The following is a 24748-nucleotide window of genomic DNA, read 5'->3' as shown; positions in this document are numbered from 1 at the left end:
GACGAGAACAATTACCCGAATACGAAAGTCATTAACATGTTGAAAAAAAGTGTATCTTATGCCGGATCGGCAGCTTTGGTTTTATTACTTGCAGCCTGTGCCAGCCAACAACCGGCTCCTGTAGTCGTCGGCACACAAAGCGGTGGTTCAACAACAAGCTCTACCGCTGACAATCCTTACGGTGCAGCGCCTTACAATACCAACACCAGCCCAGCGGCAGATGCTCCATACACTCCGCCGGTAAGTACACCTGCTCCAACGTACAACAGCGGCAGCACCGGCACTTACACGCCTTCTTATGCGCCTGTTGATATTAATGCAGCGACACATACCGTTGTTCGTGGTGATACCGTTTACAACATCTCCAAACGCTACAACATTACCCAAGACAATCTGCGTGCATGGAATAACTTGGCCGACAACACCATCAGCATTGGTCAAACCCTCCGTGTGAAACCTGAAGGCTACGTTGCACCTGCAGCTTCTGCAAGCAAACCTTCTACTCCAACAACTACAACTACTGCTCCGACTCCAAGCACGCCTGCCAATACACCGACCGTATCTACCGGCAGCAGCCGCAACGTCAGCGGCATCACATGGCAGCGTCCGACTACCGGTAACGTTATCGCCAACTTCGGCGGCAGCAACAAAGGTGTGGATATCGCCGGTACGCAAGGCCAGCCTGTTGTTGCAGCGGCAGACGGTAAAGTCGTTTACGCAGGCTCAGGCTTGCGCGGTTACGGCAACTTGGTCATCATCCAACACAACTCCTCATTCTTGAGCGCATACGGTCACAACCAACGCCTGCTGGTTAATGAAAACCAAACCGTGAAACGCGGTCAAACCATTGCGCACATGGGTAATACCGATGCATCCCGCACTCAGTTGCACTTTGAAATCCGTCAAAACGGCAAACCAGTCAATCCGGCAAATTATGTTGCCTTCTAAGCTGATTCAAGCAACCTAATTTCAATTCAATCCCTGCCTAAATATCATTTAGGTAGGGATTGTTTGTACCGGTTTCCCATGAAATTTCATCTTCCTCTTCTTTATACCCTGCTATTGGGCGGTTGCGCCGCGTTTTTGCCATCATTGGACGAACGCACCCAAAGCAGTTATCTTGACATCCCTTCAACGCCGCGACTGGACAGCGCCTTAGGTATTCCTTCTACCCCCTCCAAGGCCGATATTTCCCATATCTATCTGCTGAACGATGCCCATGAAGCCTTTGTTGCCCGAGCAGCCTTAATTGAAGCCGCCGACCATACTCTTGATTTGCAGTACTATATCTGGCACAACGACATCTCCGGCAAGCTTTTGTTCAACCTGATTCATCGCGCGGCCGAACGCGGCGTCCGTGTGCGTTTGCTTCTGGACGACAACAACACCAACGGCATGGATGATCTCCTGCTGGCACTCGACAATCATCCCAATATCGAAGTCCGTCTGTTTAATCCCTTCATTTTCAGAAAATGGCGTGCGCTCGGCTACGTTGCCGACTTTCCGCGACTTAACCGCCGAATGCACAACAAATCCTTTACCGCCGACAACCGTGCCACCATTTTGGGCGGACGCAATATCGGCGACGAATATTTTAAGGTTAACGACGATACCATCTTTGCCGACCTCGATATCCTCGCAACAGGACGCGTAGTAACAGAAGTGTCCCAAGACTTCGACCGCTACTGGGCAAGCCATTCCGCCTACAATGCAAGTAGCATAATCAAACGGGGAAACCTGCAAAAAGGACTAGCCGAACTTAATTACACCGACCAAGATAAAAACCAAACGCTCATCCGCTACCGTCAAAGCATTGAACACTCCAACCTCTATCAAAAAATACAGAGCAACCTTATGGAGTGGCAAAGTGTCAGCACACGCCTGATCAGCGATGACCCGGCCAAAGGCTTAGACCGTGACCGGCATAAACCGCCTATTTCCGAACGCCTACAAGACGCCCTCAAGCAACCTGAAAAAAGCGTTTACCTTGTCTCACCCTATTTTGTGCCCACAAAATCGGGCGTTAAAGCCATAGAAAAGCTGATTCACAACGGCGTGGACGTTACCGTTTTGACCAATTCGCTCCAAGCAACCGACGTTGCCGCCGTCCATTCCGGCTACGTCAAATACCGCAAGCCCTTGCTTAAAGCTGGGGTCAAACTCTATGAGCTCCAGCCCAACCACGCCGTTCCGACCTCCAAAGACCGCGGCTTGACCGGTAGCTCCGCCACCAGCTTGCACGCCAAAACATTCATCGTGGACGAGAAACGCATTTTCATCGGCTCATTCAACCTCGACCCACGTTCCGCACGCCTCAATACCGAAATGGGTGTCGTCATCGAAAGTCCCCAAATCGCAGGCCAAATGCAGCGCACCCTCGTTACGACCACCCCAAACTACGCCTATCAGGTAACGCTTGGCAATTACAATAAACTATACTGGTATGACCCAAGTGAAAAACGAACTTACGCACAAGAACCAGAAGCCAAATTCTGGAAACGGGTTACTTCAAAAATCCTGTCCATCCTGCCCATAGAAGGATTATTATAGAGACCGTCTGAAAACATAAATCATGCGACCGGAGAAATTCACCATGTCTCGACTCATCTGCAAAACCCTATTTGTTTGTACCACCAGCCTATTGTTGGCCTCCTGCGGCACCACCAGCAAACACAAATCCCACAAGCCGCAAATAACCGCCAGAAAAGTCCAACCTGTCCGCATTTCCCATATTGACCGCACACAAGGTTCGCAGGAATTGATGCTTCACAGCATGGGCCTGATCGGCACGCCCTACAAATGGGGCGGCAGTACCACAGCCACAGGCTTTGACTGCAGCGGCATGATCCAATTCGTCTATAAAAACGCCCTCAATGTCAATCTGCCACGCACCGCACGCGATATGGCCGCAGCCAGCCGTAAAATTTCCGATGACAAATTAAAAGCCGGCGATCTTGTCTTTTTCAATACCGGCGGCGCACACAAATATTCCCATGTCGGCCTCTACATCGGCAACGGCGAATTCATCCACGCCCCCAGCAGCGGCAAAACCATCAAAACCGAAAAACTTTCCACCCCGTTCTACGCCAAAAACTATTTGGGCGCACATACCTTTTTTACTGAATAAATCAAGGCCGTCTGAAAGGTATCGCCACATCATCGATACCTTTCAATCTATTGCTGATGAGTCAAGCTTGATTACAAGATAAGCCCTGCAAAAATTTACCCATAACAAAACACCATCAAGGAAATATCATGCACACAGAATCCGTTCTAACCCTCCTCAAAACCCTGCAAAACCAAATCTGCGCCGCGCTGGAGCAAGAAGATGGCGAAGCCAAATTTGTGCATGAAGCGTGGACGGGGAAACTGGGTATCGGCGAAACCCGCGTATTGAAAAACGGCGCAGTATTCGAGCAGGCCGGTGTAAATTTTTCGCATGTAAAGGGAACCAAAATGCCGGCTTCTGCCACTGCCCATCGTCCTGAATTGGCAGGCGCGGCGTTTGAAGCCATGGGCGTGTCGCTGGTCATTCATCCGAAAAATCCTTATGTCCCGACCAGCCATGCCAATGTGCGCTTTTTTATTGCCTATCCTGAAAATGCCGAGCCGGTTTGGTGGTTTGGCGGCGGCTTTGATTTGACGCCGTTTTATCCTTTTGAAGAAGATATCGTGCATTGGCACACAGTGGTGCGAGACGTATGCACGCCATTTGGCGAATCGGTTTATTCTGAATTCAAACAATGGTGTGACGAATATTTCTACTTGAAACACCGTAACGAAACACGCGGCGTGGGCGGCCTGTTTTTTGACGATTTAAACCGTTGGGATTTCGATACCTGCCTGAATTTTATCAAGGCGGTTGGGGAAGGCTATATCGCAGCGTATCTGCCGATTGTGGCCAAACGTAAAAACACGCCTTATGGAGAACGTGAACGAGATTTCCAACTCTACCGTCGCGGACGCTATGTCGAGTTTAACTTGGTTTGGGACAGAGGCACGCTGTTCGGCCTGCAAAGCGGCGGCCGTACGGAAAGCATTTTGATGTCCATGCCGCCTTTGGTACGCTTCGAGTATCAATATGTGCCGGAAGAAGGTTCACCCGAAGCACGCCTCAATCAATTCCTTATACCGCGCAACTGGCTGGAAGAAGCCGGCAGATAGTTTTACCTATAAGAGGCCGTCTGAAAAGCGATTCTCACTGGTTGAGACTACCTTTTCAGACGGCCTTTGCTTCAATTGCTTTGAATTTGCATACCTTTGCCTATCATGCTGTTTCATCTCTATAGAGTTTTTGAGACAATGCGCCCATATAAAAATCACCTCACAAACCACACTAAAAAGGAATAATCGGTGAAACGCATTTTCTTATTTATCGCAACCAATATCGCAGTTCTGGTTGTCATCCGTATTATTTTGGCCATCTTGGGCATCAACAGTACCGACCAAGTCGGCAGCCTGTTGGCTTATTCCGCAGTCGTCGGCTTCAGCGGCTCGATTGTCTCTTTGCTGATGTCGAAAACCATTGCCAAACATTCGGTCGGCGCCGTCGTCATCGACCAGCCCCAAAGCGAAGAAGAAGCTTGGCTGTTGGCAACTGTTGAAGCGCAAGCCCGCCAATGGAATCTGAAAACGCCCGAAGTAGCCATTTACGACTCCCCAGAGCCTAATGCCTTTGCAACCGGCGCGACCAAAAACAGCTCGCTCATCGCTGTCAGCACCGGCCTGCTCGACCACATGACCCGCGATGAAGTCGAAGCCGTTTTGGCGCATGAAATGGCACACGTCGGCAACGGCGATATGGTAACGCTGACACTGATTCAAGGTATTGTGAATACTTTTGTTGTCTTCTTGGCGCGTATTGTTTCCAGCATGGTGGCGCGCAACAATGACGGCAGTACGTCGCAAGGTACATATTTCATGGTCAGCATGGTATTGCAGATCGTATTCGGCTTCCTCGCCAGCATCATTGTGATGTGGTTCAGCCGCCAACGCGAATACCGCGCCGATGCGGGCGCTGCAAAACTGGTGGGCGCGCCGAAAATGATTGCCGCCCTGCAACGCTTAAAAGGCAGCACCAGCGATCTGCCGCAAACCATGACCGCAATGGGCATTGCCAGCGAAGCCAAAGATTCTTGGTTCAGCACCCATCCTTCTTTGGACAACCGCATCAACCGTTTGAAAAACCGCTAATCGAAAACATCAAGGCCGTCTGAAACATCAATTTCAGACGGCCTTTTTTTATTTCTTCATCAAAGCCCGTTTGATGATAATCATCCAGTCTTTCTTATCCAACAGCGGCCGCTGGTTAAACACGTCATATTTGCAACCGTCCAGTTTCTGCAAAATCAACTGGCCGCCGACAATAATCATGCGCAACTCAAAACCGATTCGTCCTTTGAGGGTTTTGCCCAACGGCGAACCGGCCTTCAGTATTTGAAAGGCACGTTGACACTCGTGTGCCATCAGTCGTTGAAAAGCAAAGTCGGCTTTGCCGGCCGCAATCTGTTCTTCGCTGACTTTGAACTTCTGCAAATCTTCCTGAGGGATGTACACGCGCCCTTTCTGCCAATCTGCCGCCACGTCCTGCCAGAAATTAATCAGCTGCAAGGCAGTGCAAATGCCGTCGCTTTGCGCTATGCTCACTTCATCGGTTTGCCCGTACAAATGCAACATAATGCGCCCCACCGGATTGGCGGACAAACGGCAATAGGCAATCAATTCGCCAAAATTTTCATAACGGTTTTTGACCACATCCTGACTGAACGCCGCCAACAAATCGTAAAACAGCTGCAACGGTAATTGAAACGGCTCAATCGCTTCGTTGTACAAACGCTGCATCAAAGCTGTTTGCGATTTCCCACCTTGTGTAATGCGGTCTAACTCTGCCTTCAGTTCGTCCAGTTGGCGCAGGCGTTCGACTGCTTCGGCATTGCCTTCGTCGGCAATATCGTCCGCCGTCCGCGCAAAAGCGTAAACGGCGTGAACCGGCTTGCGCAAACGGCGCGGCAGCACAATAGAGCCGACTGGGAAGTTTTCGTAATGATTGACTGACATGGGGAAATCCGAAAATTTAAAATAAAGTGTTTTTGCTGACAGGCCGTCTGAAATTCAGACGGCCTTACGTTTGGCCGCAAAGAAATCCTGCAATACGCTTTGGCATTCTTCTGCCAATATGCCGCCCAAAATTGCGGTATGCTTGTTCAGACGTTTGTCGGCAAACAAATCGACCACGCTGCCTGCCGCACCGGTTTTAGCTTCAGCCGCACCATAAATCACACGCCCGACCCGCGCCTGTATCAAGGCAGATGCGCACATGGAGCAAGGCTCTAAGGTAATGTACACGTCGCAGTCTTCCAAACGGTAGTTTTGCAAGGTCTTACCTGCGGCGGCAAGCGCGTTGATTTCGGCATGATGGCTGACATTGTGGTCGCCAATGCAGGTATTGTGTGTCGCTGCGATTGCCTCGCCTTGATATACGATGACCGCGCCAACCGGCACTTCGCCCAATACCGCCGATTGTTTGGCCTGTTCTATCGCCAACCGCATAAAGGTTTCCATATCGCTTTGCGAAGGGAAAACGGCAACAGGCGGATGTTTTTTCAAATCCTCGCACAGCTCCGTCTTTCTCTCCTCGGAAATACGCCGGGCATCCACACCTGAAACCAACGCAGCCAGTTGCCATAAGGTGCTTTTGGTTACGGTCAAACCCGACGCTTTCAGCAATAGAAATGCGTGGACTGCGCCGATTTCCTGTAAATCTTCCAGCGTACAAATACCCAATTCTTTTAGCGCGGTCAATGCTTTAGGGGCAAGTGGTGGCGTAGTCAGCATGGATTATTCCTGAAAATGCTGACGCGCCAAGGCTAAGGCCGTTTGAACATAATCGCTGTCTGCGTAAGGATCTAACGTGTGCGCCAAAGGAATTTTCCGCAACCAGGTCAACTGGCGTTTGGCAAGCTGGCGCGTGGCGATAATGCCTTTTTCGACAAAGGTGTCATAATCGGTTTCGCCTTCGAGATAATCCCAAGCCTGACGGTAGCCCACGCAGCGCATAGACGGCATATCGGCATGCAGTTGCGGATAATCGCGGCGTAAGGCGTGTATTTCATCTAGGAAACCGTGCTCCAGCATACTTAAAAAGCGTTTTTCGATTTGCTGGTGTAACAAATGGCGGTCTTCGGGGATAAGGGCAACCGTGCATAAATCCAATAAAGACGCAGCCTGCTTCTGCTCTGTGAAATGTTCGCTCAAAGGCCTGCCGGTCAGAAGATAGACTTCCAAAGCGCGCTCAATACGCTGGCTGTCATTGGCTTTCAGACGGCCTGCCGTTATCGGGTCAACTTCCTGCAAACGGCGATACAGGCCTGCCAAACCGTGTTCTTTTTTTTCCGCCTGAAGCTGTGCGCGCACCGCCGCATCCGCGCCGGGCAAATCGTTCAAACCTTCCGTCAGCGCATGGAAATACATCATCGTGCCGCCGACAATCAGCGGATAGCGACCGCGCGCATGTATTTCGTTCACCAAGCGCACGCAGTCGCCGACAAAATCCGCCGCGCTGTAACTTTCCAGCGGCGAGATAATATCAATCAAATGATGCGGTACGGCAACAAGCTCTTCGGCAGTCGGCTTGGCCGTACCGATGTCCATGCCGCAATACACCAGCGCGGAATCCAAACTGATGATTTCTACCGGCAACGATCGGGCAATATTTAAGGCCAGTGCGGTTTTACCGCCGGCGGTCGGGCCGAGTACGGCGAAGGCTTTGGGCGCGTTCATAAGAAAACGGAAAAATTAAAAATGCGATTATAGCAAACCCGGGCAAACCATATTTCAGGCCGTCTGAAACATTTGCTCTACATTATCAAAAGCGTTACACTTGCTGCGCCGTTTCAGACGGCCTTTTATATTGATTTCAAACCTGCTGCTGCCGTCATTGCGCCGGCAGTCAAGCCGTCAGCGACACTGCGTCGCTGTAAACACGAAAGAACACACTATGACCGTATCTCCCGTAGCCTTGCGCCGTCAAACCGAGCGCAAGCCGCATCCGACTGCGCGTTATTGGAAAAAATGCGATGTCGAGGCTTTATTCGGACTGCCTTTCCTCGACCTCGTTTTCCAAGCCGCCGAAATCCACCGCCAAAACTTCAACCCGCGCGAAATCCAACTTTCCACCCTGCTCTCCATCAAACCGGCGGCTGCCCCGAAGACTGCGCCTATTGTCCGCAATCGGCACACCACAACACCAATCTGGGCAAAGAGCAGATGATGGATGTGGACGAAATCGTCGAAAAAGCCAAAATTGCCCAATCGCGCGGCGCCAGCCGTTTCTGCATGGGCGCGGCATGGCGCGGCCCCAAACCCAAAGACGTGGCTGTCGTTTCCGAAATCATCAGCGCGGTGAAAGGCTTGGGCATGGAAGTGTGCGGCACCTTCGGCATGCTCGAAGACGGCATGGCGGAAGACTTCAAAAAAGCCGGTTTGGACTACTACAACCACAACCTCGACACCGACCCCGAACGCTACAACGACATCATCCACACCCGCAAACACGAAGACCGCATGGATACTTTGGGCAAAGTTCGCAATGCCGGTTTGAAAGTCTGCTGCGGCGGCATCGTCGGCATGAACGAAACCCGCGCCGAACGCGCAGGCCTGATTGCCAGCCTTGCCAACCTCGATCCGCAACCCGAAAGCGTGCCGATTAACCAGTTGGTCAAAGTGGAAGGCACGCCGCTGGCCGATGCCGAAGATTTGGACTGGACGGAATTTGTCCGCACCATCGCCGTCGCGCGCATTACCATGCCGCACAGTTACGTCCGCCTGTCCGCTGGCCGCAGCAATATGCCGGAATCCATGCAGGCCATGTGTTTCATGGCTGGCGCAAACTCAATTTTCTACGGCGACAAGCTGCTGACTACGGGCAATCCGGACGAAGACGGCGACCGCCTGCTGATGGAAAAATTGAATTTGTATCCGCTGCGCTTTGAATTGGAAGAAGAATACAAAGCCGCTCAGGAAACGCCTAAAATCAAAGTCGACTATTAACCGCCATCATAAAAGGCCGTCTGAAACTTTTTCAGACGGCCTTTTATCGTTATTCAACATTAAAACTTTCAATCTTCCGTACCCATTCTTCCTTTTCCGCCTCGCTCAAAAACGAAGCGCGGAACGAATTCGCGCACAAGGTTTTGATTTCTTCCGCACTCAAATCCAAAGCCTCGGCAAGCGCTTCAAAATTGCGGTTCATATAGCCGCCGAAATACGCCGGATCATCGGAATTGACGGTTACCAACACGCCGCGTTGCAACATACGGCGCAAATTGTGTTTTGCCATTTCAGGGAACACTTTTAATTTCAAATTGCTCAACGGGCAAACGGTCAATGGCATTTGTTCTTTAATCAAACGCGCCATCAACGCCTCATCTTCTTCCGCCCGTACGCCATGATCGATACGGCGGATATGCAGCAAGTCCAAAGCCTCATAAACATATTCCGGCGGGCCTTCTTCTCCGGCATGTGCCACCGTCAACAAACCCTCCGCCCGCGCCTACGCAAACACGCGCTCGAACTTGGACGGCGGATGCCCCTGCTCGCTCGAATCCAAGCCTACGCCAATGATGTGTTCCTTATAAGGCAAAGCCTGATTTAAGGTTTCAAATGCGCTTTCTTCCGACAAATGACGCAGGAAACACATAATCAAACGCGTGCTTATTCCCCATTGCTGTCCGGCTTCATGACAGGCGCGGACAATGCCGTTAATCACGGTTTCAAACGCCACACCCCGCGCAATATGGGTTTGCGGATCGAAAAATATTTCCGTATGCACGACATTGTCTTCACGGCAACGCTCAAGATACGCGCGGGTCAAATCGTAAAAATCCGCCTCGTGCAACAATACGCCGGCACCGGCATAATAAATATCCAAAAACGACTGCAGATTGTGAAAATCATAAGCCTGCCGTACCGCATCGACATTTTCATAAGGAATTGCTATATGGTTGCGCTTGGCGATTTCAAACATCAGCCCCGGCTCAAACGTCCCTTCGATATGAACGTGCAACTCGGCTTTGGGCAGGGCTTGGATAAATTGTTTGATATTCATATTTTCTCTGATTTTCTGTTTATATTTAATATTGAAGGCCGTCTGAAACTTTCAGACGGCCTTTGACCATTTATCTGTTAAAAACCATTTTCCATCATGATTTCGCCGGGGATGCGGTTGCGGTGCATAGCGTAGCCCAAATCCATCAAGGCTTGGAAAGTGTCTTTGACCATTGCCGGATTGCCACAGACCATAAAGCGCGTATCGGCCTTGGTGAACTTGAAGCCGACTTTTTCTTCCAAGCCGCCATTCTTCAGCAATTCGGGAATCCGTTTGCCACTCAATGCGCCTTCCGTTTCCTCACGCGTGGTGACCGGAACAAAAGTGAATTTATGGAAATATTCTTCAATCAGCGGATGCTCTTTCAAATCGGCAAGGCGCTGGTTGAAAATCAACTCGTCGGCGTAAGAGACGGAATGCGCCAAAACCAAACGGTCGAAACGCTGCCAAATTTCAGGCTGCTCAATAATAGAGAGGAAAGGCGCAATGCCTGAACCCGTGCAGAGCATAACCAAATCTTTGCCGTCGGGGAAACGCTCGGGCAAGAGGAAACCGGTAGCCGTTTTATCCAGCAAAATAGTATCGCCCTCTTTCATCGCAGCAAAACGCGCCGACATCGGGCCGCCTTCGATTAATACTGCGAAATACTCAAGCGTATCGGCGTATTCGGCAGACACGACAGAATACGCGCGCCAAATAAAGCCCTCGCCGTCACGGAAACCAAGGCGCGAAAACTGCCCTGCCGAAAAACGGTAGGACTCAGGGCGGCTGATGGCAAAAGTCATCAGCTTGGGCGTATAGTGTTTGATCCACAAGACTTTTTCTTCTGTAAACTTGGCTTCTGGAGAAGCTGCCATAATAGGTTTCCTTGATATTCGGTATCAGTTTCAAATAGGGCTTATTATAAAGATTCAAAAGGCCGTCTGAAATATTTATTTTCAGACGGCCTTTAAGATTATTCACGGCGCAAACGGATATTGATGCCTTTTTGTTCCAAAATCAAATCGTTACCATCAAAACGATAGTTCCACACGCTTTGTTTACGCAAAAACGCATCTTCCAGCTTCATGTCTTCACACAGCATCATACTTACCGCAATATGGCCAAAATCAATTTTGTCCGCTCCGATTACATTCGCTTGAAACATCATACCGTTGCAACCCATATTGCCATAAGCCTTAGGCATTTTGCTGAAATCCAAATAGGCGTTTTTATCTGCCAATTCTTTTTCAGTGAATTTATTGAAAGCGACAACACGCCATTTAGCGGCTAAAGTAGGCATTTTCATTTGCTTTGATTCAGATGATTTGCTAGAAGAAATATGTGGCTGACTTGATAAAGGCTTATCGGCAGGCGTAGAACAAGCAACCAATACAAATGCACCAATCATTGCTGAAATAAGGGTTTTCATGACTCATCCTTTTTTAGAAATCTTCTTTATCGTCTAACTGTACACCAAACGGACAACGGCTTTTTTACTATCCGCATCAAAAAATAGGTACAACTCATCGCAACCATATTCCTGAAATTTATATCCGCTCAAATAGCCGACATAAGAAAAAACTTTTCCATCATCTCGTTTGGGTGTATCCACTAAATTACCGTACTCTTCTTGGAACATTCCATCAATATGGTTAAAACCTTCTTCCAACATACCCTCTGATAATCCGCCGGCATCCTCAATCAAATCTCTATCCAACCCGTCATCCTGACATTGTGAATCTGCAGCTTCCTTCAATGCAACCAATTCTTCCAAAGTATATTTACTGTCCAGCTCAATGGGTACATATCCCTGAAGGAATTTTCCATATTTCAGATACAAATTTTTGATGGCATTAAAACAAAGATGATTGATTCTATATACGTTTTCTAATTCTTCCTGCGTATCCTGCCGATAAATATGCGGCGTTTTATACCAAGCTGCCTGATCAAAACTCATACCCTGTTTTTCCGCAATCTTTTGCGCCTGTTCCATTATTCTGGTTTTAATTTCAGACGGCATTTCCTTGTTTTCCAAAATAAAAAAATGCCAATCGCCATTAAATCGATATTTACCGTTCTCATCGACATCAAAACAAATACTGTCCTCAAAATTATAGCGGTCATGAAATGCCGATGTATGCTCACCTACGCAACCCGAATGAATTTCCGCAGGCTGGACGAAATGTATCCAAAACTCTTCACTATCAGGACGTATAAATTGAAGATTAAGCGAACAAATGGGTAAAAAATGTTTCGCGTGTCGCTCTATCTCTTCAGAAAAAACTTCTTCCGGAGAGGGGAATGGACGAATAAATTTTTCAGGGATATTCATCTTAATCACCATAATTTAAAGGCCGTCTGAAAAACTATCCACCTTCAGACGGCCTTTAAGCCTTATTTACAAAGTCGTATCCAATGCTTTGGAAATATCGTTCCAAATATCGTCCACATCTTCGATACCGACAGAGAAACGCAGCAGGCCGACTTTGATGCCCATTTCCATTTTCACATCATGCGGCACGCCGCTGTGGGATTGGGAATAGCAATGGTTGACCAAACTTTCCACTCCGCCAAGGCTAGAAGCCATTTTGACCAGTTTCATGTTTTTAATCACACTATTGGCCGCTTCACGCGTGTCGTTTTTGAGGTAAACCGTAACCACGCCACCGATGCCTTTGGGCATTTGTGCTTGGGCGAGTTCGTAATGTTCGTGAGACGGCAGGCCGGGATAGAACACTTTTTCAATGGCAGGATGGGCTTCCAAACGGCGCGCGATTTCGAGTGCGTTTTGGCAATGGGCGTTCATGCGTAGAGCCAGTGTTTTAATACCGCGCAACACCAGCCAACAATCCATCGGACCTGCAATCGCGCCGGTATGCACCATCATGTCGTGCAAAGGCTGCGCCAGCTCTTTGGTTTTGGCAACGACTACGCCCATCAGTACGTCCGAATGGCCGCACAAATATTTGGTAGCGGAATGGAACACAAAATCACAGCCCATATCCAACGGCTGTTGCAGATACGGCGTGGCAAAGGTGTTGTCGATGCCGACCAGCGCACCGGCTGCTTTGGCTTTCGCGGCAAGCGCTTTGATGTCCACCAAGCGCAAAAGCGGATTGGACGGCGTTTCCAGCCAAACCAGTTTGACATTGTGCGCTTTAAGCAGCTCGTCCAGATTATCCGGATTGCCCAAATCGGCAAAAACAACGTTCACACCCCATTTTTGATAAACATCGACCAATAAATCATAAGCGCCGCCGTAAATATCGGCGACTGCGACAATGGTATCGCCCGGGCGCAGGAAAGTACGCCATACAGCATCAATCCCCGCCATACCGCTGGAAAACGCAAAGCCGGCCACACCGTGCTCCAAATCGGCAACGGTATCTTCCAAGACCTGTCGGGTCGGGTTGCTCAGGCGCGAGTAGCGGTAAGGCACATTTTCGCCAATCTCGTGCAACGCGAACATACTGTTTTGATAAATCGGCGGCATCAGCGCACGGTTGTGTTCGTCGCAATCGTAGCTGGAATGGATGGCTTTCGTGGCGAATTTCATTGGGTCTCTGCCTATATAGATGTGAATAATTGAAGATTTTATCACTATCTGAAAAATAGAAACAATCAATGCAGGCGGATAAAGCAAGTGATATAATCTCGCATTTGCAAATCGGCCGACACGAGCCGACTCCCTCCACACGCATCTCAACAATCCTATCATGAAGGACATACCACGCATGAACGCCATTGCAGACGTGCAATCCAGCCGCGATTTACGCAACCTGCCGATTAATCAGGTCGGCATCAAAGACCTGCGCTTTCCAATCTCCCTCAAAAGCAAAGAAGGCGAACAATCCACCGTCGCCCGCCTGACCATGACGGTTTTCCTACCTGCCGACCAAAAAGGCACGCATATGTCGCGCTTTGTCGCCCTGATGGAAAAACAAACCGATGCTTTGGATTTCGATACGCTGCACAAGCTGACCGCCGATATGGTTGCCCTGTTGGATTCCCATTCCGGCAAAATCAGCGTTACCTTCCCGTTTTTCCGCAAGAAAAGTGCGCCCGTCTCCGGCATCCAATCGCTGCTCGACTATGATGTTACCCTGACCGGCGAAATCAAAAACGGTACATACAGCCACAGCCTGAAAGTGATGGTTCCGGTTACTTCCTTGTGTCCGTGTTCCAAAGAAATTTCCCAATACGGCGCGCACAACCAACGTTCGCATGTGACGGTCAGTCTTATTGCAAACGCGGATGTAGGCATTGAAGAAATCATCGATTACGTCGAAGCACAGGCAAGCTGCCAGCTCTACGGTTTGCTCAAACGCCCTGACGAGAAGTATGTAACGGAAAAAGCATACGAAAATCCGAAGTTTGTCGAAGACATGGTTCGTGATGTGGCCACGGTGTTAATTGCAGACAAACGCATCGAATCATTCGTCGTCGAAAGCGAAAACTTCGAATCGATACACAACCATTCCGCTTACGCTTATATCGCTTATCCTTAAAAGCCGAGCAGAATAAAAACAAAGGCCGTCTGAACATTTCAGACGGCCTTTGGCATAGATTGAACGATAACATGAGACTATCGGTCATATATGGGCAACTCTATTTCGATATAATTCAAAAGCATTAGATTTCTCTCGCAATATTTAACATAAATTAAGCCGATTGTTTTTTCCATCATTTATAATGACGGTTCCTCAACGGCAACTCCGTAGATACTATGAAAAAATTCCTTTATTTCCTCATTGCATTTTTAGGCTTGAGCAGCTTCGCATTCGCAGTAGATGCCAATGATTTACTGCCTCCAGAGCAAGCCTTTGTACCTCAAGTCAATGTAACCGACCAAGGCATCAGCGTGCAGTTCAAAATCGCCGACGGCTACTATATGTACCAGTCCAAAATCGTTGCAGCGACCAATCCTGACAAAATCCTAGGCGAACCCAAATTCAGCAAAGGCGAAGAAAAAGAAGACGAATTCTTCGGCAAACAAACGGTTTACCACCATACCGCACAGGTTGACCTGCCTTACAAACAAGCCGCACCGCAATACAAACTGACGCTGACTTATCAAGGCTGTGCCGAAGCCGGTGTATGTTATCCGCCTGTGGACACCGAGTTTGACGTAAAAGGCAACGGGGTTTATCAGCCGCAAAGCGATGAGCCGGTTTCTGCCAAAGACCGCTTTTTACAACCGTCCGCCTCTTCAGACGGCCAAATGCCAACGCAACCCAGTACAAACAATCCCGACAGCAGCCGCTTCAAGCTCTCTTGGGATACTTTAAACGCCAACCTGTTGGCGTTTTTTGTCGCAGGTTTGGGCTTAAGCTTTACCGCCTGTATGTATCCGCTCCTGCCGATTGTTTCCAGCATTGTCGTGGGCGATAAAAAAGCCGGCAAAGGCCGCGCGTTCACCTTGTCTATGGTGTATGTACAAGGTTTAGCATTGACCTATACCTTGGTCGGCGTGATTGCCGGTTTGACCGGCGCGCTGTTGACCGTATGGCTGCAGCAGCCGTGGGTCGTACTTGCCTCCGCCGCGTTGATGGTGGTACTGGCAATGTCCATGTTCGGCCTCTTCAACATCCAACTGCCCAACTCCGTCCAATCCTATTTCCAAAACCAAAGCAACAAACTCTCCGGCGGCAAAATCATTTCCGTCTTCATCATGGGTATTTTGTCCGCGCTGATTGTCGGCCCTTGCGTTGCACCTCCGCTGGCATTTGCTTTGGGCTATATCGGCCAGACCGGCGATGCCGTCTTGGGCGGTCTTGCGCTTTATGTCTTGGCACTCGGCACCGGCGTGCCGCTCATCATCATCGGCACATTCGGCGGCCATATCCTGCCTAAAGCAGGCGACTGGATGAACGGCATCAAATACGCATTCGGCTTCATCTTGCTGGCCGTTGCCGTATACCTTGCCACACCGCATCTACCTTATTTAGCAGTAGTCAGCCTCTACACCTTGCTGATGATTGTTCCCGCCCTTATGCTTTTGGCGAAATCCGGCAAACAAAAAGGCCGTCTGAAAACAGTTGCCGCCGTATTGGGCTTTTTACTGTTGATTGGCGGCTCGTGGTTTGGCTGGCAAAGCTTCAATAAACAAACCACCGCCCTGCACCACTTCTTAACGCTGGTTCCGCCATCCGAAGCCGGACAAGAAACCGACCACGGCAAGATGTTTACCGATGTCGGCGAACTCAAAGCCGCTATGGATGCCGCCTTGAAAGCCGATCCAAGCAAACCTGTGCTGATTGATTTCTACGCCGACTGGTGCGTATCCTGCAAAGAAATGGCCGCCTACACGCTCAACCAACCGCAGGTACACGAAGCGGTCGATATGCAGCGCTTCTTCCAAATTGACGTAACCGCCAACACTCCCGACCATCAAGCCTTACTGAAAGAATACGGTCTCTTCGGCCCTCCGGGCGTGTTTGTTGTCCGCGCCGACGGCAGTCATAGCGAACCCTTATTAGGCTTTGTCAAACCCGATGCCTTCATTGAATGGTATCGCAAAAACGAGAAATAGCCGTCTATAAAAAGGCCGTCTGAAAACAGATTTTCAGACGGCCTTTTCTTATGTTTAAAAATTAAAATTCATCTTGAGCCCAACGCGTAGAACGTAAAATGCTGAAATCCACATCTTGAATATTGCGATGACCGGTAAATGCCATGGAAATATCCATTTCTTTATACAGGATTTCCAGCGCACGGGTTACGCCTTCTTCACCATACGCACCCAAACCATACAGGAACGCCCGACCTATCATCGTACCTTTCGCACCCAAAGCCCAAGCCTTCAAAATATCCTGACCGCTGCGGATACCGCTGTCCATCCAAACCTCGATGTCGCTGCCCACCGCGCTGACCACATCAGGCAAAGCCTTAATAGCAGACACAGTATCGTCAAGCTGACGGCCGCCATGATTGGAAACGACCAATGCGTCCGCGCCGCTTTTCGCTGCTTTTCCGCGTCTTCGGGTTCCATAATGCCTTTGATAATCAGCTTGCCGCCCCACAAATCTTTAATGCGTGCTACATCGTCCCAGCTCAGGCGCGGGTCGAATTGTTCGGAAGTCCATGAAGACAGCGAAGACAAATCACCCACGTTTTTCGCATGACCGACAATATTGCGGAAGGTGCGGCGTTCCGTGTTCAGCATTTTCATACACCATTCCGGTTTGGTCGCCAGATTGATTAAATTGGCGATGGTCGGTTTCGGTGGCGCAGACAGGCCGTTTTTGATGTCTTTGTGGCGCTGACCCAAAACCTGCAAATCGGCTGTCAATACCAAAGCCGAACAATTAGCATCTTTTGCACGCTTAATCAGGTTCTCCATAAACTCACGGTCGCGCATCACATAAAGCTGAAACCAAAACGGCGAGCTGGTGTTTTCAGCTACATCTTCAATCGAACAAATGGACATGGTCGACAGCGTAAACGGAATACCAAATTTTTCCGCCGCCCGCGCCGCCAAGATTTCACCGTCGGCGTGCGCCATGCCCGTGAAACCGGTCGGCGCAATCGCCACCGGCATTTTCACATCCTGACCGATCATTTTAGTCTCAAGGCTGCGTCCTTCCATATCAACCAATACTTTTTGGCGGAAACGGATGTCTTTAAAATCCGAAGTATTTTCACGATAAGTAGTTTCCGTCCAAGAGCCTGAGTCAATATAGTCATAAAACATACGCGGCATTTTACGTTTGGCAATAAGGCGCAAGTCTTCGATACAGGTTATTTTGCTTAAATCACATTTCATTGTCGATTGCCTCTGTTAAGGTAAAGATGGATGGTCAAGGCCGTCTGAACATTTCAAACACCTCATTATTTTACTCCATCAAAACAACTAAATTTTAAGAATAATTTTGATAATCTATATCAGTATCAATATTAAATCAAAACATTTTAACCCTAATATTTGTAGGGTTGATAGCCTTTTTTCAGACGGCCTTAAGTCCAAATTACAGAAAAATAAAGAAAATATTTTCCGATTTAAAAATCAGCCCATGCCACCATTTAAACAAACAATCAAACCGAACCGCCACATACTTGACTGAAACACTCAGATATTAGACAATTCCCCCACTAATAAAAACGCCCCACACAGGCAACCACACCATGAGACTGACTACCAAAGGGCGATTTGCAGTAACCGCCATGATAGATTTGGCGATGAACGCGCAAACCGGCGCTGTCAAACTCAGTGCCATCAGCGAACGACAAAGCATATCGCTGTCCTACCTCGAACAATTATTCAGCAAGCTGCGCCGTGCCGGATTGGTTGAAAGCCTACGCGGCCCAGGCGGAGGCTATATCCTTGCCGCACCCGCCGAGCAAATCAATATTGCACAAATCATCTCCGCAGCCGAAGACCGACTGGATGCCACACAATGCGGCAGCAAAGCAAACTGCCACCACGGTGCCCCCTGTCTGACCCATGACCTTTGGGAAAACTTAAACAAAACCATCAATGATTACCTCAGCAGCGTTACGCTGCAAAGCATCATTGAACAAAAAAACTGCAGCGACAGCAGTCATGTCGTTACCTTTACACACATTCATTAAACCGACCTACGGCAAAGACCGCAGGCAGATGACCAAACGAAAGAGCAAACCATGACCGTCAAAACCCCCGTATACCTCGACTACGCCGCCACAACCCCCGTTGACAAACGCGTTGCCGAAAAAATGATTCCCTACCTGTCCGATATTTTCGGCAACCCAGCTTCCAACAGCCACAGCTTCGGTTGGGAAGCCGAAGAAGCTGTAGAAAAAGCACGCGCAGACATTGCAGCCCTGATTAACGCCGACTCCAAAGAAATCGTTTTTACCAGCGGCGCAACCGAGTCCAACAACCTCGCCATTAAAGGCGCGGCGCACTTCTACAAATCTAAAGGCAACCACCTCATCACCGTAAAAACCGAGCACAAAGCCGTGCTCGATACCATGCGCGAACTCGAACGCCAAGGTTATGAAGTAACTTACCTGGACGTACAAGAAAACGGTTTGGTTGATTTAGACGTACTGAAAGCCGCCATCCGCGAAGACACCATCCTCGTTTCCGTCATGTGGGTAAACAACGAAATCGGCGTGGTTCAAGATATTCCTGCCATCGGCGAAATCTGCCGCGAACGCAAAATTATTTTCCACGTTGACGCAGCACAAGCATGCGGCAAAGTGCCTGTTGATGTTGAAGCCGCCAAAGTTGATTTGTTGTCTATGTCCGGCCACAAAGTATACGGCCCTAAAGGCATCGGTGCCCTGTATATACGCCGTAAACCACGCGTACGTCTCGAAGCCCAAATGCACGGCGGCGGCCACGAACGCGGTTTCCGTTCCGGCACATTGCCTACCCACCAAATCGTCGGCATGGGCGAAGCCTTCCGCATTGCCAAAGAAGAATTGGCACAAGACACTGCGCACTACTTGAAACTGCGCGATATCTTCCTCAAAGGTATCGAAGGCATCGAAGAAGTCTACATCAACGGCGACCTCGAACACCGCGCTCCAAACAACCTGAACGTCAGCTTCAACTTCGTCGAAGGCGAAAGCCTGATTATGGCGGTCAAAGAACTCGCCGTATCCAGCGGCTCCGCCTGTACTTCTGCCAGCCTCGAACCAAGCTACGTCCTGCGCGCGCTCGGCCGTAATGACGAATTAGCGCACTCTTCCCTACGCATCACCTTCGGCCGTATGACCACCGAAGAAGAAGTGCAATTCGCTGCAGAACTGATCAAATCCAAAATCGGCAAACTGCGCGAACTGTCTCCGCTGTGGGAAATGTTTAAAGAAGGTATTGATTTGAACTCGATTGAATGGGCGGCGCATTAATCAAGAGAAAAGGTCGTCTGAAAAATCCCCAAGGCCTTTACCTTTTCAGACGACCTCATCAAGAAAAATACTAAAAATGACGATAATAAAAAATAAAATACGCCACTTACTTTCTTGTCTGATTCTATGCTCTGCTCCGCTGGTTTCAGCACAGACACAACCTGATTGGTCACCTATATTCAAATCATTTGAAAACGGCTGCCAATTCGATAAGCGTTTGGAAAACCTGTTGGAACCATTTAGTGATGTAAGCGATAACTGGAACGATAAAGACTCTAAATATCAAAACCTACGTTTGAATCATCCCAATAGAGTCCAGCTGCCAAAGGCTTACCGTGATCTTGTGCACCCGCCGATGACTTTGCACCGCGCGGAGTTTAGTGAAGATGGAGAACAGTTCATTCTTGATCAAACCCGTTTGAAACTCAGCGGTACTTACTATGACTTACCTGTGGTTCATATCAGCCAGACATTCCAATTAGAAACCGCAGGTTACAGCTATACCCGTTTGTTGTTGGATGTACCTTTGGAACAGGCACGCAAGGTGTTAAAAGGAAAATATCGTCCTGTTCGAAAATACAGTTTGATTTTAGAAGAATACGAAACCCTGCAAGCAAAACTAAAACCGATTAATGTTAACGGAAAACCCCAAACAATTTTAGAATGTGCCTTTATAAATGGCTGATAAAACAACTGTAATAGGCAATCAACTTAGACCTTAAAAAGGACGTCTGAAACCTTAAAAAACCTTTTCAGACGACCTAAAAACTACAATCTTCAAATTAAGGATACAAGCCCATGGACGAACAAGAGCTCGACCTCGACAATCTCGACAACCTGCTCGAAGATTTTGACGGCGTTACCGTAGAAGGCGGCGTTGATTCAGAGAATGATGACGGCTGCGAAGGCGGCGCGTGCAAAATCTAAACTTCAGGCCGTCTGAATATTCGTAAACAAACCATTTACACCACTAAAAACACAAAGGAAACCACATCATGGCATACAGCGATAAAGTAATCGACCACTACGAAAACCCCCGCAACGTCGGTACTTTCGACAAAAACGACGAATCTGTCGGTACCGGCATGGTCGGTGCACCGGCCTGCGGTGACGTAATGCGTCTGCAAATCAAAGTAAACAATGAGGGTATTATCGAAGATGCAAAATTTAAAACTTACGGCTGCGGCTCTGCTATCGCTTCTTCCAGCCTGATTACCGAGTGGGTAAAAGGCAAAAGCTTGGATGACGCGCTGGCAATCAAAAACAGCGAAATCGCCGAAGAATTGGAGCTGCCGCCGGTAAAAATCCACTGCTCCATCTTGGCTGAAGATGCGGTAAAAGCAGCCGTTGCCGACTATCGCAAACGTCAGGAAAACAAATAACCTTGTTTGCCAGATACTTAGTTTGCAGACATTAATGTCTAAATCGGCTTGATAGGCCCAACTTGCCATATAAGTGCGCCAGTACCTGCAAAATCAAAGAAGACGATATGCCTTTTACCGATGAAGAAATCCAATCCCTACTTGCTGTCAAAGGAATAGGTAAAACCATATTGCAGCGTTTGCAGCAAATGGGATTGATGATATTGCCACTCTGGAGGTTGCGGATTTAGACGATATTTTGGAACAGGGCGCACAATTAACCGGCTCAACCTGTTGGAAAAATAGTCCGCAGGCCAAAGCTGCCATTACTGCCGCAATAGAGTGGGCAAAACAGCGTTTTCAGACGGCCTGATAGTTCAAGAGGCCATCTGAAATAAAAAAGCAGACAAAACAGAAAATGATTGCGAAATGAGGAAAAAAGCATGATTACCATCACAGAAAACGCAGCCAAACACATCAACAGCTACCTGACCAAACGCGGTAAAGGTTTGGGCGTGCGCTTGGGTGTGAAAACCAGCGGCTGCTCAGGCATGGCATACAACCTTGAATTTGTCGATGAAGTGAACGAGGATGACCTGATTTTTGAAGAACACGGCGCACGCGTTTATATCGATCCGAAAAGCTTGGTTTATCTAGACGGCACGCAAGTCGATTACACCAAAGAAGGATTACAGGAAGGTTTCAAATTTGAAAACCCAAACGTTAAAGATTCCTGCGGCTGTGGCGAGAGCTTCCACGTTTAAAATATCAAAAATGGCGAGAAAGTATCAAAACCATCCCGCCATTTTTTGGCTTCTTGCCTATTATAGCTACCCTTGCCTTTTCTTTTTCGTTCTACTTTGTGTCGGAACAAATCAGATTTGACTAAGGCTTTTAAGGCATTGTCTCGTATTTTGCCTTTATTGTGTTGCACCTTACCGGTCATATTGTTTTCCTTTCGTATAAACAGTTTCTGGATTATATCGTAAAATAATCCTCTTCTTTAGATTTTTTCCTTTGATATCATGTCTCAATACTTCAACCTCTTTCAGCTTGAGCCATCTTTCAATATTGATACCGAAGCACTCGAACAGATCTATCGAGCTTTAGCTGCCCGTTTTCATCCCGATAAATTTGCTTCTGCTTCAGCTTTTGAGCAGAAACAAGCCGTTATGATGTCTTCTACAATTAATGACGCCTACCGCACATTAAAAAGCCCTATTGATCGAGCCGCTTATCTCTTGAAAAGCCAAAATATCGATGCTGATGCACCTGAACACACTTCGTTTTCACCAGAATTCCTCATGCAGCAGATGGAATGGCGGGAAACATTGATGGATGCACAAATGGAACAAAACCATGATGCCATCCGAGCGCTGGATCAAGAAATCCAAGAAGTACAAAGCAACCTATATCAAGATTTACAACAAGCATTTGAACAACAGGATTATGAATCGGCCGCACAATGGGTACGGCATGGCCGCTTTCTTAATAAACTTCGCAATGAAATTGCTTCAATCTTATAAAGTACATATGCTGCTGCATTTGCCTAAGTTTTATTATGGCAAATGATTTTATATGTAAAACAAAAACCGTATCAGATTTATCTGATACGGTTTTCTTATATTAACTACCTATTAGCGTTTTTTACCAGTAACAGTAGCAACAGCCAGGTTTTCATTACGTTTCAGAGAAACACTTTCAACACCTTCTGGCAATTTGATGTCTGACAAGTGCAGAATGTCGCCAGCAACTACAGATGCACAATCCAACTCCAAGAAAGCAGGAATGTTTGCAGGCAAAGCAACTACTTCAACAGAAGTGTTCAACAGAGATACGCGGCCACCTTGCAATTTAACAGCTTGAGAGTTTTCAGCGTTAACAATGTGCAGAGGAACGCGGATGCGTACAGGTTGATCGGCTTTCACAGCTTGGAAGTCGATGTGTTGAACTTCGCGACGGAATGGGTGCATTTGGAAGTCACGCACGATAACGTCTTTGGTTTCACCGTTCAGAGACAGTTTAATCAAAGCGGTATGGAAAGATTCTTTTTCCAATGCGTAGAATACAGTTTTGTGGTCTACAGCGATTGCAACAGGCTCTTGACCGTCACCGTACAGAATGCCAGGGATTTGGCCTTCGCGACGCAGGCGGCGGCTCGCACCAGTGCCTTGGGCTTCGCGTACAGAGGCTTGAATTTCGTAAGTCATGTTTAATACTCCAATTTAGATAAAATTGTCGTCATCGGCCGCGACCAGCTTAAGACGACATGGGGTTATGGCAGCAACATGCTGCCTGTCATCACTTCTTCATTAAAAAGATATGAGACGGATTCTTCATTGCTGATACGGCGTACCGTTTCAGCTAGCAAACCGGCAATAGTTACTTGACGGATGCGTTCACATTTTTTAGCTGCTTCAGACAACGGAATCGTATCTGTTACAACTACTTGGTCAATTTCAGAAGAAGCAATTCGATTCACTGCTTCACCGGAGAATACTGCATGGCTAGCGTATGCCAATACACGATCTGCACCACGCTCTTTCAGGGCAACAGCTGCTTTACACAAAGTATTTGCCGTATCGATCATATCATCTACGATCAAGCAAGTACGGCCTTGAATGTCGCCAATGATGTTCATCACTTCAGCCACGTTGGCTTTAGGACGACGTTTATCGATAATGGCCAAATCAGCATTTAAAGATTTAGCAACAGCGCGCGCACGTACAACACCACCGATATCAGGGCTGACGACAGTCAAATTATCAATGCGTTGCTGTTTAATGTCGTTCAACAAAATCGGGGTAGCGTAAATATTATCTACCGGAATATCAAAGAAACCTTGAATTTGGTCGGCATGCAAGTCAACAGTCAACACACGGTCAATACCGGCTGAGTACAACATGTTCGCTACTAATTTAGCGGAAATCGGTACACGGGCAGAGCGTGGACGGCGATCTTGGCGCGCATAGCCAAAGTAAGGAATCGCAGCGGTAATACGACCGGCAGAAGCACGTTTGAGTGCATCGGCCATAGTCAAAATTTCCATCAGGTTGTCATTGGTAGGCGCACAAGTAGGTTGCAAAATAAACACATCGCGACCACGTACATTTTCCAGCAATTCAATGGCCACTTCGCCATCTGAGAATTTGGAAACGGTGGCTTCGCCGAGTGAAATATCCAAATGTTTGACAACACGTTGCGCCAATTCCGGATTTGCATTACCGGTAAACACCATTAAACTGTCATAAGCAGCCATATCTTCACCTGATTCTAGATTTGATTTACGCTCAGAAAACATTACGCTTCCCTTTGCCCTATGTCCAAGACACTAATTTCGCGATTATACGCGTAAAGACGGGTAAAAAAAAGTTTTTCAGCGTTATTTTTCCCTTAGCGTAAAAAAGCGTGTAAGAAAACTTACACGCTTTTATTTGGCTGGGGAGGAAGGATTCGAACCTTC

At 48.2% G+C, this 24748-nt stretch carries 23 protein-coding genes and 5 pseudogenes; 16 read left to right on the top strand and 12 right to left on the bottom strand.

Going from position 1 to position 24748, the window contains the following annotated elements:
* Positions 1 to 36 precede the first annotated feature (36 nt).
* From HMPREF2696_RS10625 to htpX, 5 genes are all read left to right on the top strand, one after another.
* Positions 37 to 948 carry a peptidoglycan DD-metalloendopeptidase family protein gene (locus tag HMPREF2696_RS10625; RefSeq protein ID WP_049335267.1) on the top strand — a complete coding sequence of 304 codons (912 nt, stop codon included), beginning with the start codon at positions 37 to 39 and terminating at the stop codon, positions 946 to 948.
* Positions 949 to 1026: 78 nt separating this feature from the next.
* Positions 1027 to 2550: a phospholipase D family protein gene (locus HMPREF2696_RS10620; protein ID WP_004520295.1), complete on the top strand. Its 1524-nt coding sequence runs from the start codon at positions 1027 to 1029 to the stop codon at positions 2548 to 2550.
* Positions 2551 to 2593: 43 nt separating this feature from the next.
* The gene (locus HMPREF2696_RS10615; protein ID WP_004520294.1) at positions 2594 to 3127 is read left to right on the top strand and encodes a C40 family peptidase; all 534 of its coding nucleotides are present in this window, start codon (positions 2594 to 2596) and stop codon (positions 3125 to 3127) included.
* A gap of 128 nt (positions 3128 to 3255) precedes the next feature.
* Positions 3256 to 4164, top strand: coding sequence for an oxygen-dependent coproporphyrinogen oxidase (gene hemF, locus HMPREF2696_RS10610; RefSeq protein WP_004520293.1), 909 nt, complete (start codon positions 3256 to 3258; stop codon positions 4162 to 4164).
* Positions 4165 to 4353: 189 nt separating this feature from the next.
* Positions 4354 to 5193: a protease HtpX gene (htpX, locus tag HMPREF2696_RS10605; protein WP_004520292.1), complete on the top strand. Its 840-nt coding sequence runs from the start codon at positions 4354 to 4356 to the stop codon at positions 5191 to 5193.
* 48 nt (positions 5194 to 5241) lie between these two features.
* On the opposite strand, the gene hpnC is transcribed toward htpX, so the two are convergent.
* The 3 genes from hpnC to miaA are packed head-to-tail and all read right to left on the bottom strand — an operon-like array spanning position 5242 to position 7779.
* Entirely contained in the window at positions 5242 to 6057 is an 816-nt protein-coding gene (gene hpnC / locus HMPREF2696_RS10600; RefSeq protein WP_004519881.1) for a squalene synthase HpnC, read from the bottom strand.
* A gap of 54 nt (positions 6058 to 6111) precedes the next feature.
* Positions 6112 to 6834: a tRNA adenosine(34) deaminase TadA gene (gene tadA, locus HMPREF2696_RS10595; protein ID WP_004519882.1), complete on the bottom strand. Its 723-nt coding sequence runs from the start codon at positions 6832 to 6834 to the stop codon at positions 6112 to 6114.
* A 3-nt stretch (positions 6835 to 6837) separates the two neighbouring features.
* A complete protein-coding gene (gene miaA / locus HMPREF2696_RS10590) occupies positions 6838 to 7779 on the bottom strand; it encodes a tRNA (adenosine(37)-N6)-dimethylallyltransferase MiaA (protein WP_004519883.1) in 942 nt (313 codons plus the stop codon).
* 217 nt (positions 7780 to 7996) lie between these two features.
* Here miaA and bioB point away from each other — a divergent pair.
* Positions 7997 to 9048 (top strand): annotated as a pseudogene (gene bioB, locus HMPREF2696_RS10585) (biotin synthase BioB).
* Positions 9049 to 9097: 49 nt separating this feature from the next.
* Here bioB and HMPREF2696_RS10580 read toward each other — a convergent pair.
* The 5 genes and pseudogenes from HMPREF2696_RS10580 to HMPREF2696_RS10560 all read right to left on the bottom strand — a co-directional run bounded on the left by HMPREF2696_RS10580 (position 9098) and on the right by HMPREF2696_RS10560 (position 13643).
* Positions 9098 to 10105: pseudogene (locus tag HMPREF2696_RS10580) on the bottom strand (adenosine deaminase).
* Between the two features lie 77 nt (positions 10106 to 10182).
* Positions 10183 to 10962 carry a ferredoxin--NADP reductase gene (locus HMPREF2696_RS10575; protein WP_004519886.1) on the bottom strand — a complete coding sequence of 260 codons (780 nt, stop codon included), beginning with the start codon at positions 10960 to 10962 and terminating at the stop codon, positions 10183 to 10185.
* Positions 10963 to 11060: 98 nt separating this feature from the next.
* The gene (locus HMPREF2696_RS10570) at positions 11061 to 11516 is read right to left on the bottom strand and encodes an META domain-containing protein (protein WP_039862177.1); all 456 of its coding nucleotides are present in this window, start codon (positions 11514 to 11516) and stop codon (positions 11061 to 11063) included.
* 33 nt (positions 11517 to 11549) lie between these two features.
* Positions 11550 to 12419, bottom strand: coding sequence for a hypothetical protein (locus tag HMPREF2696_RS10565; RefSeq protein WP_141744538.1), 870 nt, complete (start codon positions 12417 to 12419; stop codon positions 11550 to 11552).
* 66 nt (positions 12420 to 12485) lie between these two features.
* Positions 12486 to 13643 (bottom strand): trans-sulfuration enzyme family protein, encoded by a 1158-nt coding sequence (locus HMPREF2696_RS10560; RefSeq protein ID WP_039862178.1) that lies wholly within the window; start codon positions 13641 to 13643, stop codon positions 12486 to 12488.
* Between the two features lie 178 nt (positions 13644 to 13821).
* Here HMPREF2696_RS10560 and folE2 point away from each other — a divergent pair, with 178 nt between their 5' ends.
* The gene (gene folE2, locus HMPREF2696_RS10555) at positions 13822 to 14595 is read left to right on the top strand and encodes a GTP cyclohydrolase FolE2 (protein ID WP_004519889.1); all 774 of its coding nucleotides are present in this window, start codon (positions 13822 to 13824) and stop codon (positions 14593 to 14595) included.
* Between the two features lie 218 nt (positions 14596 to 14813).
* Positions 14814 to 16619, top strand: coding sequence for a protein-disulfide reductase DsbD (locus HMPREF2696_RS10550; protein ID WP_070588460.1), 1806 nt, complete (start codon positions 14814 to 14816; stop codon positions 16617 to 16619).
* A 61-nt stretch (positions 16620 to 16680) separates the two neighbouring features.
* Here the strand turns inward: HMPREF2696_RS10550 and HMPREF2696_RS10545 are convergent.
* A pseudogene (locus HMPREF2696_RS10545) lies at positions 16681 to 17852 on the bottom strand (L-lactate dehydrogenase).
* 359 nt (positions 17853 to 18211) lie between these two features.
* Between HMPREF2696_RS10545 and iscR the strand changes: the two are divergent.
* The 7 genes and pseudogenes from iscR to iscA all read left to right on the top strand — a co-directional run bounded on the left by iscR (position 18212) and on the right by iscA (position 22049).
* Positions 18212 to 18658 carry a Fe-S cluster assembly transcriptional regulator IscR gene (iscR, locus tag HMPREF2696_RS10540; protein WP_004519894.1) on the top strand — a complete coding sequence of 149 codons (447 nt, stop codon included), beginning with the start codon at positions 18212 to 18214 and terminating at the stop codon, positions 18656 to 18658.
* A gap of 51 nt (positions 18659 to 18709) precedes the next feature.
* A complete protein-coding gene (locus tag HMPREF2696_RS10535; RefSeq protein ID WP_070588459.1) occupies positions 18710 to 19924 on the top strand; it encodes an IscS subfamily cysteine desulfurase in 1215 nt (404 codons plus the stop codon).
* Between the two features lie 76 nt (positions 19925 to 20000).
* Positions 20001 to 20609: a hypothetical protein gene (locus HMPREF2696_RS10530; RefSeq protein ID WP_070588455.1), complete on the top strand. Its 609-nt coding sequence runs from the start codon at positions 20001 to 20003 to the stop codon at positions 20607 to 20609.
* A gap of 113 nt (positions 20610 to 20722) precedes the next feature.
* A complete protein-coding gene (locus HMPREF2696_RS11950; protein ID WP_004519897.1) occupies positions 20723 to 20851 on the top strand; it encodes a hypothetical protein in 129 nt (42 codons plus the stop codon).
* A gap of 68 nt (positions 20852 to 20919) precedes the next feature.
* On the top strand, positions 20920 to 21306 hold the full coding sequence (gene iscU / locus HMPREF2696_RS10525) for a Fe-S cluster assembly scaffold IscU (protein WP_049335285.1): 387 nt from the start codon (positions 20920 to 20922) through the stop codon (positions 21304 to 21306).
* Between the two features lie 107 nt (positions 21307 to 21413).
* Positions 21414 to 21658, top strand: a pseudogene (locus tag HMPREF2696_RS11890) (recombinase RecA).
* Between the two features lie 70 nt (positions 21659 to 21728).
* Positions 21729 to 22049: an iron-sulfur cluster assembly protein IscA gene (gene iscA / locus HMPREF2696_RS10515; RefSeq protein ID WP_003685774.1), complete on the top strand. Its 321-nt coding sequence runs from the start codon at positions 21729 to 21731 to the stop codon at positions 22047 to 22049.
* Here iscA and HMPREF2696_RS10510 read toward each other — a convergent pair.
* Positions 22009 to 22231: pseudogene (locus HMPREF2696_RS10510) on the bottom strand (alternative ribosome-rescue factor A). The gene iscA and the pseudogene HMPREF2696_RS10510 sit on opposite strands and share 41 nt — an antisense overlap.
* A gap of 79 nt (positions 22232 to 22310) precedes the next feature.
* Here HMPREF2696_RS10510 and hscB point away from each other — a divergent pair.
* Positions 22311 to 22811 (top strand): Fe-S protein assembly co-chaperone HscB, encoded by a 501-nt coding sequence (hscB, locus tag HMPREF2696_RS10505; RefSeq protein ID WP_004519901.1) that lies wholly within the window; start codon positions 22311 to 22313, stop codon positions 22809 to 22811.
* A gap of 111 nt (positions 22812 to 22922) precedes the next feature.
* Here the strand turns inward: hscB and HMPREF2696_RS10500 are convergent, their stop codons facing one another.
* Both HMPREF2696_RS10500 and HMPREF2696_RS10495 read right to left on the bottom strand, forming a co-directional pair.
* On the bottom strand, positions 22923 to 23495 hold the full coding sequence (locus tag HMPREF2696_RS10500; RefSeq protein WP_070588454.1) for a 50S ribosomal protein L25/general stress protein Ctc: 573 nt from the start codon (positions 23493 to 23495) through the stop codon (positions 22923 to 22925).
* A 65-nt stretch (positions 23496 to 23560) separates the two neighbouring features.
* The gene (locus HMPREF2696_RS10495; protein ID WP_141746368.1) at positions 23561 to 24544 is read right to left on the bottom strand and encodes a ribose-phosphate pyrophosphokinase; all 984 of its coding nucleotides are present in this window, start codon (positions 24542 to 24544) and stop codon (positions 23561 to 23563) included.
* Between the last annotated feature and the right edge of the window lie 204 nt (positions 24545 to 24748).

Source organism: Neisseria sp. HMSC058F07 (assembly GCF_001810035.1).
In the GTDB taxonomy this organism is placed as follows: Bacteria; Pseudomonadota; Gammaproteobacteria; order Burkholderiales; family Neisseriaceae; genus Neisseria; species Neisseria perflava.
Note: the sequence above shows the minus strand (reverse complement) of the source record. Positions and strands in the feature narration are given on the sequence as shown.

Bases quoted from the DNA above. Each gene is read 5' to 3' on its own strand.
- HMPREF2696_RS10530 (WP_070588455.1), top strand. From the start codon at position 20,001: ATGACGATAATAAAAAATAAAATACGCCACTTACTTTCTTGTCTGATT.
- hemF (WP_004520293.1), top strand. From the start codon at position 3,256: ATGCACACAGAATCCGTTCTAACCCTCCTCAAAACCCTGCAAAACCAA.
- HMPREF2696_RS11950 (WP_004519897.1), top strand. From the start codon at position 20,723: ATGGACGAACAAGAGCTCGACCTCGACAATCTCGACAACCTGCTCGAA.
- iscA (WP_003685774.1), top strand. From the start codon at position 21,729: ATGATTACCATCACAGAAAACGCAGCCAAACACATCAACAGCTACCTG.
- iscU (WP_049335285.1), top strand. From the start codon at position 20,920: ATGGCATACAGCGATAAAGTAATCGACCACTACGAAAACCCCCGCAAC.
- HMPREF2696_RS10565 (WP_141744538.1), bottom strand. From the start codon at position 12,419: ATGAATATCCCTGAAAAATTTATTCGTCCATTCCCCTCTCCGGAAGAA.
- miaA (WP_004519883.1), bottom strand. From the start codon at position 7,779: ATGAACGCGCCCAAAGCCTTCGCCGTACTCGGCCCGACCGCCGGCGGT.
- HMPREF2696_RS10550 (WP_070588460.1), top strand. From the start codon at position 14,814: ATGAAAAAATTCCTTTATTTCCTCATTGCATTTTTAGGCTTGAGCAGC.
- HMPREF2696_RS10575 (WP_004519886.1), bottom strand. From the start codon at position 10,962: ATGGCAGCTTCTCCAGAAGCCAAGTTTACAGAAGAAAAAGTCTTGTGG.
- hscB (WP_004519901.1), top strand. From the start codon at position 22,311: ATGTCTCAATACTTCAACCTCTTTCAGCTTGAGCCATCTTTCAATATT.
- HMPREF2696_RS10615 (WP_004520294.1), top strand. From the start codon at position 2,594: ATGTCTCGACTCATCTGCAAAACCCTATTTGTTTGTACCACCAGCCTA.
- iscR (WP_004519894.1), top strand. From the start codon at position 18,212: ATGAGACTGACTACCAAAGGGCGATTTGCAGTAACCGCCATGATAGAT.
- HMPREF2696_RS10625 (WP_049335267.1), top strand. From the start codon at position 37: ATGTTGAAAAAAAGTGTATCTTATGCCGGATCGGCAGCTTTGGTTTTA.
- HMPREF2696_RS10535 (WP_070588459.1), top strand. From the start codon at position 18,710: ATGACCGTCAAAACCCCCGTATACCTCGACTACGCCGCCACAACCCCC.
- HMPREF2696_RS10495 (WP_141746368.1), bottom strand. From the start codon at position 24,544: ATGGCTGCTTATGACAGTTTAATGGTGTTTACCGGTAATGCAAATCCG.
- hpnC (WP_004519881.1), bottom strand. From the start codon at position 6,057: ATGTCAGTCAATCATTACGAAAACTTCCCAGTCGGCTCTATTGTGCTG.
- tadA (WP_004519882.1), bottom strand. From the start codon at position 6,834: ATGCTGACTACGCCACCACTTGCCCCTAAAGCATTGACCGCGCTAAAA.
- HMPREF2696_RS10560 (WP_039862178.1), bottom strand. From the start codon at position 13,643: ATGAAATTCGCCACGAAAGCCATCCATTCCAGCTACGATTGCGACGAA.
- HMPREF2696_RS10620 (WP_004520295.1), top strand. From the start codon at position 1,027: ATGAAATTTCATCTTCCTCTTCTTTATACCCTGCTATTGGGCGGTTGC.
- folE2 (WP_004519889.1), top strand. From the start codon at position 13,822: ATGAACGCCATTGCAGACGTGCAATCCAGCCGCGATTTACGCAACCTG.
- HMPREF2696_RS10500 (WP_070588454.1), bottom strand. From the start codon at position 23,495: ATGACTTACGAAATTCAAGCCTCTGTACGCGAAGCCCAAGGCACTGGT.
- HMPREF2696_RS10570 (WP_039862177.1), bottom strand. From the start codon at position 11,516: ATGAAAACCCTTATTTCAGCAATGATTGGTGCATTTGTATTGGTTGCT.